This window comes from Stenotrophomonas sp. P5_A9 (assembly GCF_056400525.1).
Genome location: NZ_JBFULC010000082.1, coordinates 1 through 15,406, shown reverse-complemented (window position 1 = coordinate 15,406; position 15,406 = coordinate 1). Strand labels below are relative to the sequence as shown.

Sequence of the window (15,406 nt, the reverse complement as noted above, 5' to 3'; positions counted from 1 at the left end):
GCGCGGGATAGTCGACCACGGCGACCTGGATGCCGGATGCGCCCATGTTCAGGGCGCCTTGCCGTCGTCGCTCTCGTCGGTGTCGTCGAAATCGACGATGACTTCGATGCCGTCGTCGTGGATGGTCACTTCGTGGACATCGGGCTGGGCGCTGTCGACCTCGACCGCCTCGGTGCCATCGACGATGGCGTCCTCGGCGAAGGTGCCGTCCTCTTCTTCGTCGTCAAATTCGTCTTCGTCATCGAAGGCCAGGGCGTCGAAGAGCTGGTAATAGCCGCCGGAGACCAGTTCCTGGACGGCATCGCGGCCCTTGGCCGAGAGCTTCTGGTAGAGCGCGGCGCCGAGCTGTTCAGTCGCGGCCAGGAGCTGGGCGTCTTTGACCGGCAAGGCGAATTCCAGGCCGCTGCAGTACAGGCTGGCACCGCGCTTGGCCCGGCGCCAGGCCATGCGCGCCCACGGATGGCGCTGCAGGTCCAGGCCGGCGGCGAGCGCAGCTTCGATCTCTTCGCGCTGCACCGGCTCACCGCCGGGCATCACTTCACCGGCAGCGCGATAGGTGGTGATGAAGCGGCCGAACCAGTCGCCAAGCTTGTCGGGATCGTTCATGCGGATGGCGTTGAGCGCGTCGACCACGCGGTTCATCGCCACGACGTCGATTTCGTTTGGGTCCTCGGGCACGGTGAGGTCCGGGTCCTGGTAGCGGATGGACTCGTCGGCGCCTTCGATGAGGGTGTCAAGGTAATCGCTGATCAGCTCGGCCGAGGCCGGCGCACGCATGCCGAAGGAGAAGGTCAGGCACGGGTCTTCGGCGACGCCGTTGTGCGGGACGTTGGGCGGCAGGTAGAGCATGTCGCCGGGCGCCAGGACCCAGTCGTGGGTAGGCTTGAAGCGGCGCAGGAGCTTGAGTTCGACGTCGTCGCGGAAGTCCAGCGGGGGGCGTTTGCCCTTGCTGGATTCGCTGGCGTCGATCTGCCAGCGGCGGTGGCCGTAGGCCTGCAGGAGGAAGACGTCGTACTGGTCGACGTGGGCACCGACCGAGCCGCCGGTGGCGGCGAAGCTGACCATGACGTCGTCCATGCGCCAGCGCGGGAGGAAGTCGAAATGGCCGATGAGGGCGCGCACGTCCGGATCCCATTTGTCGACGTCCTGGACGAGCAGGGTCCAGTCGTGGTCGGGCATGCCGGGGAATTCTTCTTCCTGGAACGGTCCGGTGCGCACGCTCCAGCCATCGGTGGCGCGATCGTGGGTGATCAGGCGGGCGAGGGCGGTGTCTTCGCAGGCCAGGCCGGCGAGGTCTTCGGGCTGGATGGGGGTCTGGAAGTCGGCGAAGGCGGCGCGGATGAGCAGGGGGCGCTTCTGCCAGTAGTCGCGCAGGAAGGTGGCCGCGGGCATGCCCAGCGGGAGGCCGGGGCGGGCCTGGATTTCGATGACGGGGGTCTTGGTCTTGCGGGCAGCCATGGGGGAATCCTTGGAGCGTGTAGACGGAAAGCGGGGGCGCGGCGTAGGCCGGCGCGAGCGGGTCTATTGTCCGCTGGTTGGGGCGGATGTGCACCTGCGTTGGGGTGTCGCGGAGTGGGGCGTTGGTCGCAAACGTTAACTGCGGCGCGTCGATTGTCCAGGGCGTGAGGTGGCCGGGCAGCCTTGCCCAGGACCGTGTATTGCCATGGATGGCAACACCGAGCCCCCAGGGACGGGTTTACGGCGTGTCCTGGGCAAGGCTGCCCGGCCACCTCCGGACAGTGTTCGGCGTTGGCGGGCGGTAGAGCGGCGATGCACTTGCTGGGGTCGGGTCCCGACCGACTGCCGACAGGGCGCCCACGCCCGGTAACGCAGTGCAAAGACCGCAGCATCGGTAGAGCCGGGCCATGCCCGGCTGCTCGGTAGCCCACAACGAAGAAGGGACGCCGGCGGTGCCAGCGTCCCTCCCGGGGTCACGCGGTAAGCGCGAGCGTCAGATCGCCTTGGCCAGGTCGGCGGCCAGGCCGATGTAGCCGCCCGGGGTCAGGGCGCGCAGGCCCTGTTTGGCGTCTTCGGGCAGGTCCAGCGATTCGACGAAGGCCTGCATCGATTCGGCGGTGATGCCCTGGCCGCGGGTGAGGGCCTTGAGCTGTTCGTACGGGTTGGGCAGGCCGTACCGGCGCATCACGGTCTGCACTGCTTCGGCCAGCACTTCCCAGGACGCGTTGAGGTCGGCGTCCAGGCGCTCGGGATTGACGGTCAGCTTGCCCAGGCCCTTGGCCAGCGAATCCAGGCCGACCTGGGTGTGGCCGAACGCAGTGCCGACCGCGCGCAGCACGGTGGAGTCGGTGAGGTCGCGCTGCCAGCGGCTGATCGGCAGCTTGGCGCTGAAATGCTCGAACAGGGCGTTGGCGATGCCGAAGTTGCCTTCCGCGTTTTCAAAGTCGATCGGGTTGACCTTGTGCGGCATGGTCGAGGAGCCGACTTCGCCTTCCTTGAGCTTCTGCTTGAAGTAGCCCAGCGAGATGTAGCCCCAGATGTCGCGGGCCAGGTCGATCAGGATGATGTTGGCACGGCGCGCGGCATCGCCGATTTCAGCGACGTTGTCGTGCGGTTCGATCTGGGTGGTGTACGGGTTGAACACCAGGCCCAGGCTTTCGACGAAGCGCTTGGCGAAGGCCGGCCAGTCCACTGCCGGGTAGGCGATGACATGGGCGTTGTAGTTGCCGACCGCACCGTTGATCTTGCCGGTCAGCTCGACCGCGGCGATCTGGCGGCGCTGGCGCTCCAGACGGGCCACGACATTGGCCACTTCCTTGCCCAGGGTGGTGGGCGAGGCGGTCTGGCCGTGGGTGCGCGAGAGCATCGGCTGGTCGGCCTGGGCGTGGGCCAGGGCGCGCAGGGTGGCGGTCACGCCATCCAGGCCGGGCAGCAGCACGTCACGACGGGCCTGCTCGAGGATCAGGCCGTAGCTGAGGTTGTTGATGTCTTCGCTGGTGCACGCGAAATGCACGAATTCCAGCGCCGGACCCAGCTCGTCGTCGGCCTTGAGCTGCTCCTTGATGAAGTACTCCACGGCCTTGACGTCGTGGTTGGTGGTGCGCTCGATTTCCTTGACCCGCGCGGCGTGGGCCGGGGCGAAGTCATCGGCCAGCGCGCGCAGGCGAGCGGTGGCGGCGGCCGAGAACGGGGCCAGCTCGACGATGCCCGCCTCGTTGGCCAGCGCCAGCAGCCACTCCACTTCAACCTTGACGCGGGCCTTGATCAGGCCGTATTCGGAGAAGATCGGGCGCAGCGCGTCGACCTTGCCGGCGTAGCGGCCATCGAGCGGGGACAGGGCGAGCAGGGCGAATTCGGACATGGCAGGCGCGGGGCTATGACGGCGGGGGCCGTCATTCTACGCTGCCCCGGTCGGCTCGGCCTGTGCCATGCGTACGGTAACGGCCTGGATGCGGTGGCCGGCCATGCGTTTGATGGTGAACTGATGCCCGTCGATCGCCAGCTGCTCGCCCTCTTCGGGCAGGCGCTGCAGCTGGTGGACGATCAGCCCGCCGACCGAATTGAGGTGCTCCGGCGCCTCCAGGTCGTGGCCGAGCAGGCGCTCCAGGCGGAAGATCGAGGTCGAACCGGCCACCAGCAGGCTGCCGTCGGCACCGCGGGTGGGGGCGTCCTTGACGATGTGCGGATGCTCGTCCTCGATATCGCCGACCACCACTTCCAGCAGGTCCTCCAGGGTGAAGAAGCCCAGGATGCGGCCATGTTCCTCCACGCACAGCGCCAGGTGCGTGGTGCCGGTACGGAAGCGTTCGAGCACGCTGGGGACCGGAGTTTCCAGCGCGATCAGGTTGGCCGGGCGCAGCAGCGCGCGCAGGTCGTCGGTGGGCCTGCCACGCGCGATTTCGACCAGCAGGTCCTTCATGTGCAGGATGCCCAGCACGTCTTCGCCATCACGGTCGAACCACGGGTAGCGGCTGTAGCGGCTTTCGGCGAATTCGGCCATCACCTCGGCCAGCGCCATGCCATCGCGGAACGAACGCATGTGGTCGCGCGGGCGCATCAGGTCGCCGGCGACCAGTTCGGGCAGTTCCAGGGCATGGCTCATCAGCGTCAGGCCGTGGTCCGGCGCACTGCCCGTGGGCTGCTGGCGGCCGACGATCAGCTTGAGTTCCTCGCGCGAGTAACGGTGCGAGGTGTGTTCCACATCGCCCCAGCCGGCCAGCCGCAGCAGCGCGTTGGCGCTGTTGTTGAGCAGCCAGATCGCCGGGTACATCGCCCAGTAGAACAGGTATAGCGGCGCCGCCGTCCACAGCGACATGCGGTCCGGGCGACGGATCGCCATCGACTTGGGCGCCAGTTCGCCCAGCACGATGTGCAGGAACGAAATCACGCTGAAGGCGATGATGAAGGAGGTCAGCTGCGAGGCCTCCGCGCTCAGGCCCAACGCATCGAACACCGGCTGCAGCAGGTGCGCGAACGCCGGTTCACCCACCCAGCCCAGGCCCAGCGAGGACAGGGTGATGCCCAGCTGGCAGGCCGACAGGTAGGCGTCCAGGTGCGAATGCACGTTGAGCAGCAGGCGCCCGCGCCAGCCATGGCTGGCGGCCAGGCCCACGGCCTGGGTGTGGCGCAGCTTGACCAGCGCGAACTCGGCGGCCACGAAGAAGCCGTTGAGCAGCACCAGCCCGAAGGCCAGCAGCAGGAGCAGCAGGTTGCCGATCATCGGCGGCCGCGCAGCGTGGCTGCAAGGCGCGGAGTGGGGTTCAGGCCGGCCGAAAGCGCGGGCGGCGATGCATGCGCGGCGGCACGCCAGGAACTACTGTGGGGGTCGTCACCCATGGGGGCGGCAGGCTTTCTGAATGGACACGAATCTTGAGTCTAGCCGATCAAACCCGGTCTTGGGTTTCATCGCGGCTTGGGAGTATCGTGCGCAGAGCCGCCAGCCAGGGAATCAGGCCCGTTGCCAGCCGCAGGTTCCCTTTCCAAACCGAAAGAAACGCGGAGTGATGCAATGAGCAAGGGTTTCAGGATCGAACACGACAGCATGGGTGAGCTGCAGGTGCCCGAGGATGCGTTGTGGGGCGCGCAGACGCAGCGTGCGGTGAACAATTTCCCGGTGTCCGGGCAGCGCATGCCGCGTGGGTTCATCCGCGCGCTGGGCCTGGTCAAGGGCGCGGCCGCATCCGTCAACGTCGAGCTGGGCCATCTGCCCAAGAACATCGGCAAGGCGATCGAAGTTGCGGCGGCCGAAGTCGCCCACGGTGCGCATGACGCGCATTTTCCGATCGATGTGTACCAGACCGGTTCGGGCACGTCCTCGAACATGAATGCCAACGAGGTGATCGCCACGCTGGCCAATCGTGCGGGCAAGGCCGGCAAGGTGGTGGTGCATCCCAATGACCACGTCAACCAAGGCCAGAGCTCCAACGATGTGATCCCCACCGCACTGCGGGTGTCGGCGCTGCTGGGCGTGCAGGAACAACTGCTGCCGGCGCTGGCGCATCTGCGCAAGACCATCGACAAGCGCGGTCGCGCGCTGCGCAAGGTGGTCAAGACCGGGCGCACGCACCTGATGGATGCCATGCCGCTGACCTTCGAGCAGGAATTCGGCGCATGGTCGGCCCAGCTGGCCTCGGCCGAAGAGCGCATCGAAGACAGCCTCAAGCGGCTGCGCCGGCTGCCGCTGGGCGGCACCGCGATCGGCACCGGGATCAACGCCGATCCGCGCTTCGGCGAGCGCGTGGCCAAGCTGCTCAAGCAGCAGACCGGGGTCAAGTTCGACAGCGCGGAGAACAAGTTCGAAGGGCTGGCCGCGCAGGATGACGCGGTGGAACTGTCCGGGCAGCTCAATGCGCTGGCGGTGGCGCTGATCAAGATAGCCAACGACCTGCGCTGGATGAATGCCGGTCCGCTGGCTGGGCTGGGCGAGATCGAACTGCCGGCGTTGCAGCCGGGCAGTTCGATCATGCCGGGCAAGGTCAATCCGGTGATTCCCGAAGCGACGGTGATGGTGTGCGCGCAGGTGATCGGCCACCACACGGCGATCACCGTGGCGGGGCAGACGGGCAACTTCCAGTTGAATGTGACGCTGCCGCTGATCGCGGCCAATCTGCTGGACGGGATCGGGCTGCTGGCGAACATTTCGCGGCTGCTGGCCGATACGGCGATTGCAGGGCTGAAGGTGCGCGAGGACCGCGTCCGCGAGGCGCTGGACCGCAATCCGATCCTGGTGACGGCGTTGAACCCGATCATCGGCTACGAGAAGGCGGCGGCGATCGCCAAGCGCGCCTACAAGGAGCAGCGCCCGGTGCTGGACGTGGCCAAGGAAGACAGCGGTCTGTCCGAAGCCGAGTTGCGCAAGCTGCTGGATCCGGCGGCACTGACCGCAGGCGGCATCCACGCCGGCAGCAGCGGCGGCGGCTGACCGGGACGTCAGGAAGAAAAAGACGGGCCGAAAGGCCCGTTTTTTTGTGCTTCTGCCAACGGAGGGCAGCGTCTTGTTGCCTGGTAGATGGCGTACGGCGATGCGCGCATGGCGGGGTGGCTGGGTCACGTGTGCAACGGGGGCGGTCTCCGTTCGGGCGTGCCGCGCGCGTCAGGGCCCCGCAGCGGCCGGTAGGCSCCTGGCGCAAATGTCCCCCGGCCTGGCGGCCTCCTCCTTTATTTTGCCCAGGSGCCTACCGGCCGCKACGGGGCTCGGCTTGCGGTRAGCAGGTRGAAGCCAGGCTTTTCTGGCMSTGGTCGGTGGGTCGGGCGYTGGGCCCCCATGCCCTTGGAGGCGAAATAAAGGGGGAGGGGGCGGCCGCAGGCCGACGCCGGAGGACATTCGCCGGAAAGGGTATGGKGGCCCAGCGCCCGACCCGCCGACCCCCGCGCCGATCCGCCAATCGTCAGTGCCGATCGGCCTGCAGGTTGTCGAACGTCTCGGTGTAATCCTTGAACTCCGGAATCCGCTTCACCAGGTCCGGCGGAATCGGCTGCATCCCGTCGGGGACCTGGATCTTGACCGAACGCTTGGCCGGGTCCGGCGGGGCGTCGGTGAGCGTGTTCTGACGCAGCACCTGCAACTGGCCGAACATGCCCTGCAACAGCGCCTGCTGGCTGGCGTCGAGCGGAATCTCGATCTCGTCGATCTTCATGTGCCCGTTGGGCAGCACGATGATGTTCGGGGCCGGCGCGCGACGCACCGTCAGCATGCCGTCGCTGACCGTGATCTTCGGCTTGCTGCGCTCGGCGCGGTGGTTGCGGTATTCCTGATCGCAGCCGGTGGCGGCCAGACAGAACAGGGCGAACAGCAGCAGGCACAGCTTTTTCATGGCAGGCAGCGCACAGCAAAAAGGGGAGGACTAGTGTAGTCCTCCCCCGTGCGTGTAGACCCGGCTGCGACCGAACGTCGCAGCCCCGGCGCTTACTTGCCGCAGTCGTCGATGTCGCTCTGGTCCATCGTGGCATAGGGCTTGAAGGCCGGCAGCGCGGCCGCGAGTGCCTGCTGCTTGTTCATCATTTCCGGCAGCAGCGTGCACAGCTGCTTGGCCTTTTCCTCGATCTTGCTGGTTTCGGCATTCACGCGTTCCTCGATGCCGTTGGTATCCCCGGAGAAAATGCCCTTGAGCGCCTCGCCGGCCGCCTTCACGCCAAGGTTGGCGCCGGCCACGCCGATGTCCATGCCGGCGCCGGCAATCGCCTCGACCTGCTTGCGGTAATCCAGCAGCAGCGCGCGCTGGTTGGCGGTGGTGGGAACCGTCTTGCCATTGATCAGCAGCTCGCCCTGCGGGGTGATCTCGGCCTTGTCGGACTGATCGTTGGAAATCTTGATGTTGCCTTGGGCCATTTCCTTGCGCGCCTTGTCGGTGGCGTCCTGCACGGTCTTGCCCACCGTGGTGTCGGCGGTGGCCGAGGCGGTCTTGGTGGTGGCCGGAGTGGCCTTGCCGGCATCCTGGTTGCCGCAGGCAGCCAGCGGCAGGCACAGCAGCAGGGCGGGCAGCAGCAGTCGGGTCGTCATGCGCGCATTCCTTGGGATGAAGTAAGGGGAAGTCACAGTCACTTGCCGCGGGGCAGCTGCACGCGGCCGCCGACGCCGCTGTGGCGCACGTCGCCACTGCCGCTGTGCGACACGGTGAGGTCGCCGGCAACGTCGCGCACGGTGACATCGCCCGAACCATGGCGTTCGACCGCGACATTGCCGCCGACGCCGCGCAGGTCCACATCGCCCGAACCCACGTTGCCGATGCTTACGTTGCCCTTGACCTGGCGCAGGTCGGCATCGCCGGAGCCGATGGTGCCCAGTTCGACGTTGCCCTGCACGGTGTCCATTTCAAGGTCACCCGAACCGATGGTGCCGACCTTCGCATTGCCGCGCACGTTGCGTGCCTTGAAATCGCCCGAACCCACCGACAGCACGTTGAGCGCACCGGCGCCATCGAGGATCACATCACCCGAGCCGATCGCGGCGGTGACCAGGCCCTTGATGTCCTGCAGCTTGATGTCGCCCGAGCCGACATCGGCGCTGAGCGAATGGGCACCAATGACGCTGGCATCGCCGGAGCCGACCTTCAACTGCACCAGCAGGGTGTCCGGCACGCTGCCGCGCAGGTCCAGGTAGGCATAGCTGTTGCCGCTCAACGTGAAGCCGGGCCCGACCTCGCGCTTGAGCCGCACGATCAGCTTGCCGTCCACCTTCTGCTGGGTCACGGTCAGCTCGCGCAGCCAATCGGCGTTGGAGGCACACGCACGACCGGCGAGCTGGGCCGGCCCCGGCCCGGCGGTAAGCACCAGGTCGTGCTGGTTGACCTCGAATACCACCGCCTTCGCGCCGGCCAGGTCGAGCTTGAGGTCGCGCGGTTCGTTGAACTTGCACTGCGGCTCGGCAGCGAAGGCAGACAGCGGCAGCAACAACAGGGAAGCGACAGCGAGGGTGCGGATCATGTGAGACTCCAGGAGGATGTCGGAACGAACGTCGGTCAGATTTCGCCGGCGCGGCGACGCAGGCGGATGGCGAGGATGATGAACACCACGCCGACCGCAGCACCGATCCAGATGTCGGGCAGGCTCAGGGCGGCCAGCTGGTTGGACGGGGCCAGCGCGGCGACCAGGTTGTCGCGATCACCGATCACCGCGCGCAGCTGGTCGGCGCGGTAGAACACATCGCTGCCCGGCAGGGTGCCCAGCAGCAGGCGACCGACGATGTTCTTCCAGAACCAGCCGCTGGTGCTGTCGAACGCACTCATCAGGTGGGTGGTGCTGACGATGATGCCGGCAAACAGCGGCAGCATGACCGCCCACAGGAACGGCTTGGTCTTGGCCCAGGCCGAGCACAGCAGCAGCCAGCCCACGCTCGGCAGCGCCCACAGCAGGTACACCGGAATCCAGGACAGGTGGCCGGCGACGATGCTCAACGGACTGGCCGGGCCCCAGATCAGGGTCATCGGGTCGCCGCCATGGGTGAGCACAACCACACTGATGATCAGCAGGAAACCGAACATGGTCAGGATCGAGGCGATCACCGCGATCAACGGCGCCACCAGCAGTGCGCTCAGCGCCTTGGACAGCACGGTCTGGGTGTCCGACAGCGGCAGCGACTTCCAGAACAGGATGCTGCGGTCGCGGCGGTCGTCATACAGCGCGCCCAGGCAGTAGAAGAACACCACAAAGGCCAGCACGATGAATGGCCACAGCGAACTGAGGATGAGCGTCAGGTCCAGCCCGTTGGCCAGGTTGTGCAGGTCCTCGGCATCGAGCTTCTGGGTCAGCAGGCCGAGGTCGAGGCCGTTGATGTTGACGTTTTCATTGTCGATCACGATGCCGCCGCCCTTGGCCGCGCGGTTCATGGCCAGCAGACCGAACAGGATGCCGACAAGACTCATCACCAGCGAAATGGCACCGGCAATCAACGGCGCGTACAGGAACCCGCCGCGGTTCTCCCAGTATTCGCGCTTGAGCATCCACTTGAAGGTACTGGCCTTGCTGATGGGATGGTGGACGGTGTTCATGCGTAGGTTCCCTTCATGATGGCCACGAACAGGTCCGCCAGCCCCGGKCTGCGGATCTCGCCCAGGGGCGTGAGCTGGGCGCGTGGCACCCCGTCGAACAACAGCACGGTCTTGCCGAACGGCAGGGCGCGCTCATCGATCGGCTGCAACGCGCGCGCCGCCTCCAGTGCATCGGCCGACACCAGCACTTCGCTGTAGCGGTCGCCGATGTCTTCCATGTCGGTGGTCAGCACGATGCGACCGTCGCGGATGAACATGACATCGGTGAGGATGTGCTCGATCTCTTCCACCTGGTGGGTGGTGACGATGATGGTCTTCTGCTCGTCGAAGTAATCTTCCAGCAGGCGCTGGTAGAACTCCTTGCGGTACAGGATGTCCAGGCCGAGGGTGGGCTCGTCGAGTACCAGCACCTTGGCGTCGATGGCCATCACCAGTGCCAGGTGCAGCTGCACGATCATGCCCTTGGACAGTTCACGCACGCGCTGCCTGGGCTGCAGCTTGGTCGAGGCCAGGAAGCGTTCGCAACGGGCACGGTCGAAGCGCGGATGCACGCCGGCGACGAAATCGATCGCCTCGCGCACCTTCATCCAGCGCGGCAGCACCGCCACGTCGGCGATGAAGCACACATCGTTCATCAGTGCGTTGCGCTGCACGGCCGGGTCCAGCCCGAGCACCTGCAGCTCGCCTTCCACCGTGGTCAAGCCAAGCAGCGCCTTGAGCAGGGTGGTCTTGCCGGCGCCGTTGGGGCCGATCAGGCCGGTGATCCGGCCCGGGGCGATGGTGAAGCTGGTGTTGTCCAGCGCCACGGTCTGTTTATAGGCCTTGCGCAGGCCGCGGGCGGAGATGACGACATCACTTGCAACAGCATTCATGAGGATTTCCCCTGGGGCAGCAATTCGTCGAGGTTCAGGCCCAGGCGTTGGATGCGCTCCAGCACCAGCGGYCATTCTTCATTGAGGAACCGGTCGCGCTCGCTGCTGCGCAGCTGCGTGGCCGCTTCTTCGGTCATGAACATACCCAGCCCGCGGCGCTTCTCGACCAGGCCTTCGTCAGCCAGTTCCTGGTAAGCGCGCGATACGGTGATGGGGTTGAGCTGGTACTCGGCGGCAACCTGCCGGACCGAGGGCAGGGCGTCGCCAGGCTTGATGATGCCGTCAAGCATCATGGCGATCACGCGTTCCTTCAGCTGACGGTAGATCGGAGCGCCATCGCTCCATTGGATATCGCTCATGGTCAGCTCCGTGGGTTCAGCGACTGTGCGAATGAGAAGTAAGGCATGGACAGGGAGCTGTGCAGCCGGCGGGGAGGCGTAGGGGCGCCGTTGGCGGTCCCTGCCTCGATGACACCTGCGTCCTGCGGGCTTTCAAACGCACCGGAGGCGGCGGTCGTGCCGACCTCGCTGGGAGGGGCACCCAGCCAGCCGAGCAGCAGCAGCGCGGAGGCGGCGGTGACGGCTTTGGCGGACTGGTGGCGGCGCATGCGATTCATGGGCTTCCCCTGCATCAGGTGACTGGTGTTGTATGCAACTATAACACCGGCACGCCGGAGCGCAACAGGTTGTGGTCCCCAACTGATGGCAGGGGTGTGACAACGCCGGGTGCGTCCACTCAAGTTGTTGATTGGAAAAGGATTCAAAGGGGTGTCTGTGGTGGGGAGGGGTGCGTCTTCATTCAGCCAGGTCAATGGTAGGTCAGCCCATGTGGCTATTCAGGTGAACGCCGGAGAGACCGGGGAGGCGCCGAGTAACGCCGCCAAAGTCGGCAAGGTCGTCAATTGCTCCTGTCGAAACCATCACTTTTACTCATAGGCGGCCCCGCCACGGCGCTGTCGCGCGGCGTGGCGCGCAAGCTCGCCCAGGCGCAAAAGTGCCGGTGATATAGTGGGAAACGGCCCATTGACGGCATTCTGCTCCGCCGTGTCAGGCACGTTTTCCCCTCGTCCGCCCTTTTCGTGGAGTGTTGCAATGCGCCAGACCCGTTCCGTGCCATCCCCGCGCCGCGCCAGCCTTGGTCGCGCCCGCCGCTGGGGCGCAACGCTGCTGCTGGGCGGGCTGCTGGCCACTGCCGGCGCCCACGCCGCCGACCTGTTGGACCTGAGCTATCGGCCGCTGGCAGGCAAGGCCGACGTCAACCTGCAGAAGCAGTACGGTGGCAAGGTGCTGCTGGTGGTCAATACGGCCAGCAAGTGCGGTTTCACCCCGCAGTACGAGGGCCTCGAGGCGCTGCAGCAGAAGTATGCGGCGCGCGGTTTCTCGGTGCTGGGCTTCCCGTCCAACGACTTCAAGGGGCAGGAGCCGGGTAGCGAGGCGCAGATCCAGGAATTCTGCACGCTGACCTACGGGGTCAAGTTCCCGATGTTCCAGAAGGTGCAGGTCACCGGGCCGGACGCTACGCCGCTGTACCAGCGCCTGGCCGCCGCTACCGGCGTCGAGCCGGGCTGGAATTTCCACAAATATCTGGTGTCGCGCGATGGTCGGGTAGTCGGGCAGTTCCCCAGCAAGGTCAAGCCGGACGACAAGGCGCTGGTCGCGGCGATCGAACGTGAGCTGTCCGTCACGGCTGCAAAGCGCTGACGTCCTCGACATCTCGCATGTGCGTGCGACAATGATCGCTTTCGCGCCGACGTCGGCGTCCAGTCACTTCCAGGAAAGCAGCGAATGAAGATGGGAATGCGCGGCRCCGCGGCGTCGGTTCTGATTCTGGCGATGGGTGCCACCGGTACCGTGATGTCGCAACAACCGGCCGCGCGTGCGGCCGTCAAGGAGACCTCCGCTTTGAACTCCCAACGGGAAAAGCTCGGCTACGCCATCGGCATCGATGTGGCCAACTCGTTCGCCCCGATCTCCAGCGAGATCGATCTGGTGGCACTGCGTCGCGCCATCACCAATGCCTTCGAAGGCAAGCAGCCGCTGATCAGCCAGGAAGAAGCGCAGAAGACCGACGGCGCGCTGCGCCAGGCGATGGCCGCCAAAAGTGGCCAGCCGGTGCCGGGCGTGGCCCCGGGTACCCCGGCGCCGAAGGTGGACCGTGAAAAGGTCGGCCTGATGCTGGGCAGCTACGCCGTTGGCCCGTCGCTGGCGCCGCTGAAGGACGATCTGGACCTGGATGCGCTGTTCGACGCGATCGGTACCACCTTCAACAAGGGCACCGCCAAGATGACCCCGGAGCAGGCCAAGGCCACGCTGGAAGGGTTCATGGCCGGCAAGCAGGCTGAAATGCAGGCCCAGGCGTCGGCCAAGGCCGGTACCAACCGGACCGAGGGCAATGCCTTCCTGGCCAAGAACAAGACCGTGCCGGGCGTAGTCACCACCCCGTCGGGCCTGCAGTACCAGGTGCTGCGTCCGGGGTCGGGCGAGCGTCCGATGCCGACCAGCAAGGTCCGCGTGAACTACGAAGGCAAGCTGCTGGACGGCACCGTCTTCGACAGCAGCTACGAGCGCGGCCAGCCGATCGAGTTCGGCCTGGACCAGGTCATCAAGGGCTGGTCCGAAGGCGTCTCGCTGATGCCGACCGGGTCCAAGTACCGCTTCTGGATCCCGGGCGAGCTGGCCTACGGCGAACAGGGCACGCCGGGCGGTCCGATCGGTCCGAACGCGACGCTGACCTTCGACGTCGAACTGCTCAACGTCCTGCCGTAAGCGAAACTGGAGTCCCCACGGACATGCGTGTAGCGATTTTCGGTACCGGTTACGTCGGTCTGGTCACGGGTACCTGCCTGGCCGATGTCGGCCACCAGGTGGTCTGCGTCGATATCGACCAGGCCAAGGTCGATGGCCTGAACCGTGGCGTCATCCCGATCTACGAACCGGGCCTGGAGCCGATGGTCAAGGCCAATCACGCCGCATCGCGGCTGGCCTTCACCACCGATGCCGCCAGCGCGATCACGCATGGCCAGGTGATTTTCATCGCCGTGGGCACGCCACCGGACGAGGACGGCAGCGCCGACCTGCAGTACGTGCTGGCGGTGGCCCGCACGATCGGCACGCACATGGCCGTGCCGACCGTGGTGGTTAACAAGTCGACCGTGCCGGTAGGCACGGCCGACAAGGTGCGTGCCGCCATTGCCGAGGTACTGGCGGCGCGTGGGGTTGAGATCGCGTTCGACGTGGTCTCCAACCCGGAATTCCTGAAGGAGGGCGACGCGGTGGCCGACTGCATGCGGCCGGACCGCATCGTGGTGGGTGCCTCCAACCCCGATTCGGTGGCGCTGATGCGCCGCCTGTACGCGCCGTTCAACCGCAACCACGACCGCGTGGTGGAAATGGACGTGCGCTCGGCGGAGCTGACCAAGTACGCCGCCAACGCGATGCTGGCGACCAAGATTTCGTTCATGAACGAAATCGCCAACATCGCCGAGAAGGTCGGTGCCGACATCGAACAGGTCCGCCAGGGCATTGGGTCGGATCCGCGCATCGGCTGGCATTTCATCTACCCGGGCGCCGGTTATGGCGGCTCGTGTTTCCCCAAGGACGTGCAGGCGCTGGCCCGCACCGCGCAGCAGTATGGGCATGAGCCCCGGCTRCTCAACGCGGTGGAGGCGGTCAACGAGGCGCAGAAGGGGCATCTTTACGAGCTGATCCAGCGCCACTACGACCGTGGCGAGGATGAAGGCGTGCGTGGCAAGACCTTCGCGGTCTGGGGCCTGGCCTTCAAGCCCAACACCGACGACATGCGCGAGGCGTCCAGCCGGCGTCTGCTGGCGCAGTTGTGGGAAGCCGGTGCGCGCGTGCGTGCCTACGATCCGGAAGCCACCGAGGAAGCGCGCCGCATTTTCGGCGAGCGCGATGACCTGGTGTTCTGCGACAACGCCTACGACGCCCTGGACGGCGCCGATGCGCTGGTCGTGGTGACCGAATGGAAGCAGTTCCGCAGCCCGGATTTCGCCCGGTTGCGCGAGGTGCTCAACGACGCGGTGGTCTTCGACGGCCGCAATCTGTACGACCCGCAGGAGATCGAAGCCGCGGGCCTGGCCTACTACGGCATTGGCCGGGGACGTTCGCTGCATGCATGATTCCACCCCCTCATCGCGTGAACAGGCGCTGGAAGCGCGCCTGATCGAGCTGGAAATGCGCGTGTCCTTCCAGGAGCAGGCGCTTGCCGAGCTGAGCGAAGCGCTGGCCGATGCACGCATCGAAGGCAGCCGCAACGCCGACTTGACCCGCCTGCTGCTGGAGGACCTGGGCAAGGTCCGCAACGCGCTGTATTCCGATTCGGGCGAAGAACCACCGCCCCCGCATTACTGATCGACCACTCATGAGCGATACCCTCCGCGACCAGTTGCTGGGCCTCGGCTTCAAAGCCGCGCCCAAGCCCGAACGCAAACCCGAACGCAAGCCTGATGCCCGCCGCGATGGCCGGCCGGGCAACAAACCGCAGGGCGCGCGCGCACCGGCCAAGCCCGGCGATGCCGCGCGTCCGCCGCGCGAAGGCGACGCCGCTCGTCGTGCCCCGCACGGCAAGGGC

15 protein-coding genes and 1 pseudogene are annotated in these 15,406 nt (G+C 66.3%); 6 read left to right on the top strand and 10 right to left on the bottom strand.

All coding sequences use genetic code 11. The features are described from left to right. Nucleotides 1-48: 48 nt before the first annotated feature. From AC1DR7_RS18475 to AC1DR7_RS18465, 3 genes are all read right to left on the bottom strand, one after another. The gene (locus AC1DR7_RS18475; RefSeq protein ID WP_478051900.1) at nucleotides 49-1,458 is read right to left on the bottom strand and encodes a ribosomal protein uL16 3-hydroxylase; all 1,410 of its coding nucleotides are present in this window, start codon (nucleotides 1,456-1,458) and stop codon (nucleotides 49-51) included. A 493-nt stretch (nucleotides 1,459-1,951) separates the two neighbouring features. Next, nucleotides 1,952-3,319 carry an adenylosuccinate lyase gene (gene purB, locus AC1DR7_RS18470; RefSeq protein ID WP_457320355.1) on the bottom strand — a complete coding sequence of 456 codons (1,368 nt, stop codon included), beginning with the start codon at nucleotides 3,317-3,319 and terminating at the stop codon, nucleotides 1,952-1,954. A gap of 36 nt (nucleotides 3,320-3,355) precedes the next feature. Further along, nucleotides 3,356-4,678, bottom strand: a complete 1,323-nt coding sequence (locus tag AC1DR7_RS18465) for a hemolysin family protein (RefSeq protein ID WP_457320357.1) — start codon at nucleotides 4,676-4,678, stop codon at nucleotides 3,356-3,358. 288 nt (nucleotides 4,679-4,966) lie between these two features. Here AC1DR7_RS18465 and AC1DR7_RS18460 point away from each other — a divergent pair, with 288 nt between their 5' ends. Continuing rightward, complete coding sequence (locus AC1DR7_RS18460) at nucleotides 4,967-6,379, top strand: class II fumarate hydratase (protein WP_457320359.1); 1,413 nt, start codon at nucleotides 4,967-4,969, stop codon at nucleotides 6,377-6,379. 466 nt (nucleotides 6,380-6,845) lie between these two features. Here the strand turns inward: AC1DR7_RS18460 and AC1DR7_RS18455 are convergent, their stop codons facing one another. The 7 genes from AC1DR7_RS18455 to AC1DR7_RS18425 form a co-directional block, all read right to left on the bottom strand. Continuing rightward, a complete protein-coding gene (locus AC1DR7_RS18455; RefSeq protein WP_256774576.1) occupies nucleotides 6,846-7,271 on the bottom strand; it encodes a hypothetical protein in 426 nt (141 codons plus the stop codon). Between the two features lie 92 nt (nucleotides 7,272-7,363). Beyond that, the gene (locus tag AC1DR7_RS18450) at nucleotides 7,364-7,957 is read right to left on the bottom strand and encodes a DUF2884 family protein (protein ID WP_478052239.1); all 594 of its coding nucleotides are present in this window, start codon (nucleotides 7,955-7,957) and stop codon (nucleotides 7,364-7,366) included. Nucleotides 7,958-7,995: 38 nt separating this feature from the next. Next, nucleotides 7,996-8,880: a GIN domain-containing protein gene (locus AC1DR7_RS18445; protein WP_457319874.1), complete on the bottom strand. Its 885-nt coding sequence runs from the start codon at nucleotides 8,878-8,880 to the stop codon at nucleotides 7,996-7,998. A gap of 35 nt (nucleotides 8,881-8,915) precedes the next feature. Further along, nucleotides 8,916-9,944, bottom strand: a complete 1,029-nt coding sequence (locus tag AC1DR7_RS18440; RefSeq protein WP_457319872.1) for an ABC-2 transporter permease — start codon at nucleotides 9,942-9,944, stop codon at nucleotides 8,916-8,918. Further along, nucleotides 9,941-10,816: an ABC transporter ATP-binding protein gene (locus tag AC1DR7_RS18435; RefSeq protein ID WP_478076610.1), complete on the bottom strand. Its 876-nt coding sequence runs from the start codon at nucleotides 10,814-10,816 to the stop codon at nucleotides 9,941-9,943. The genes AC1DR7_RS18440 and AC1DR7_RS18435 overlap by 4 nt, the downstream gene beginning before the upstream one ends. Then, entirely contained in the window at nucleotides 10,813-11,175 is a 363-nt protein-coding gene (locus AC1DR7_RS18430) for a GntR family transcriptional regulator (protein ID WP_478076609.1), read from the bottom strand. Before AC1DR7_RS18430 ends, AC1DR7_RS18435 begins: the two co-directional genes overlap by 4 nt. Before the next feature lie 2 nt (nucleotides 11,176-11,177). Beyond that, the gene (locus AC1DR7_RS18425) at nucleotides 11,178-11,432 is read right to left on the bottom strand and encodes a hypothetical protein (RefSeq protein ID WP_457319869.1); all 255 of its coding nucleotides are present in this window, start codon (nucleotides 11,430-11,432) and stop codon (nucleotides 11,178-11,180) included. Between the two features lie 475 nt (nucleotides 11,433-11,907). Between AC1DR7_RS18425 and AC1DR7_RS18420 the strand changes: the two genes are divergently transcribed. The 5 genes and pseudogenes from AC1DR7_RS18420 to AC1DR7_RS18400 all read left to right on the top strand — a co-directional run. Continuing rightward, entirely contained in the window at nucleotides 11,908-12,516 is a 609-nt protein-coding gene (locus AC1DR7_RS18420) for a glutathione peroxidase (RefSeq protein ID WP_478052200.1), read from the top strand. Nucleotides 12,517-12,600: 84 nt separating this feature from the next. After that, nucleotides 12,601-13,581: an FKBP-type peptidyl-prolyl cis-trans isomerase N-terminal domain-containing protein gene (locus tag AC1DR7_RS18415; RefSeq protein ID WP_478076608.1), complete on the top strand. Its 981-nt coding sequence runs from the start codon at nucleotides 12,601-12,603 to the stop codon at nucleotides 13,579-13,581. Between the two features lie 23 nt (nucleotides 13,582-13,604). Beyond that, complete coding sequence (locus tag AC1DR7_RS18410) at nucleotides 13,605-14,954, top strand: UDP-glucose dehydrogenase family protein (RefSeq protein ID WP_256774568.1); 1,350 nt, start codon at nucleotides 13,605-13,607, stop codon at nucleotides 14,952-14,954. Continuing rightward, nucleotides 14,947-15,186, top strand: coding sequence for a SlyX family protein (locus AC1DR7_RS18405; RefSeq protein ID WP_256774567.1), 240 nt, complete (start codon nucleotides 14,947-14,949; stop codon nucleotides 15,184-15,186). Before AC1DR7_RS18410 ends, AC1DR7_RS18405 begins: the two co-directional genes overlap by 8 nt. Before the next feature lie 10 nt (nucleotides 15,187-15,196). Next, nucleotides 15,197-15,406: pseudogene (locus AC1DR7_RS18400) on the top strand (DUF2058 domain-containing protein); the annotation flags it as partial.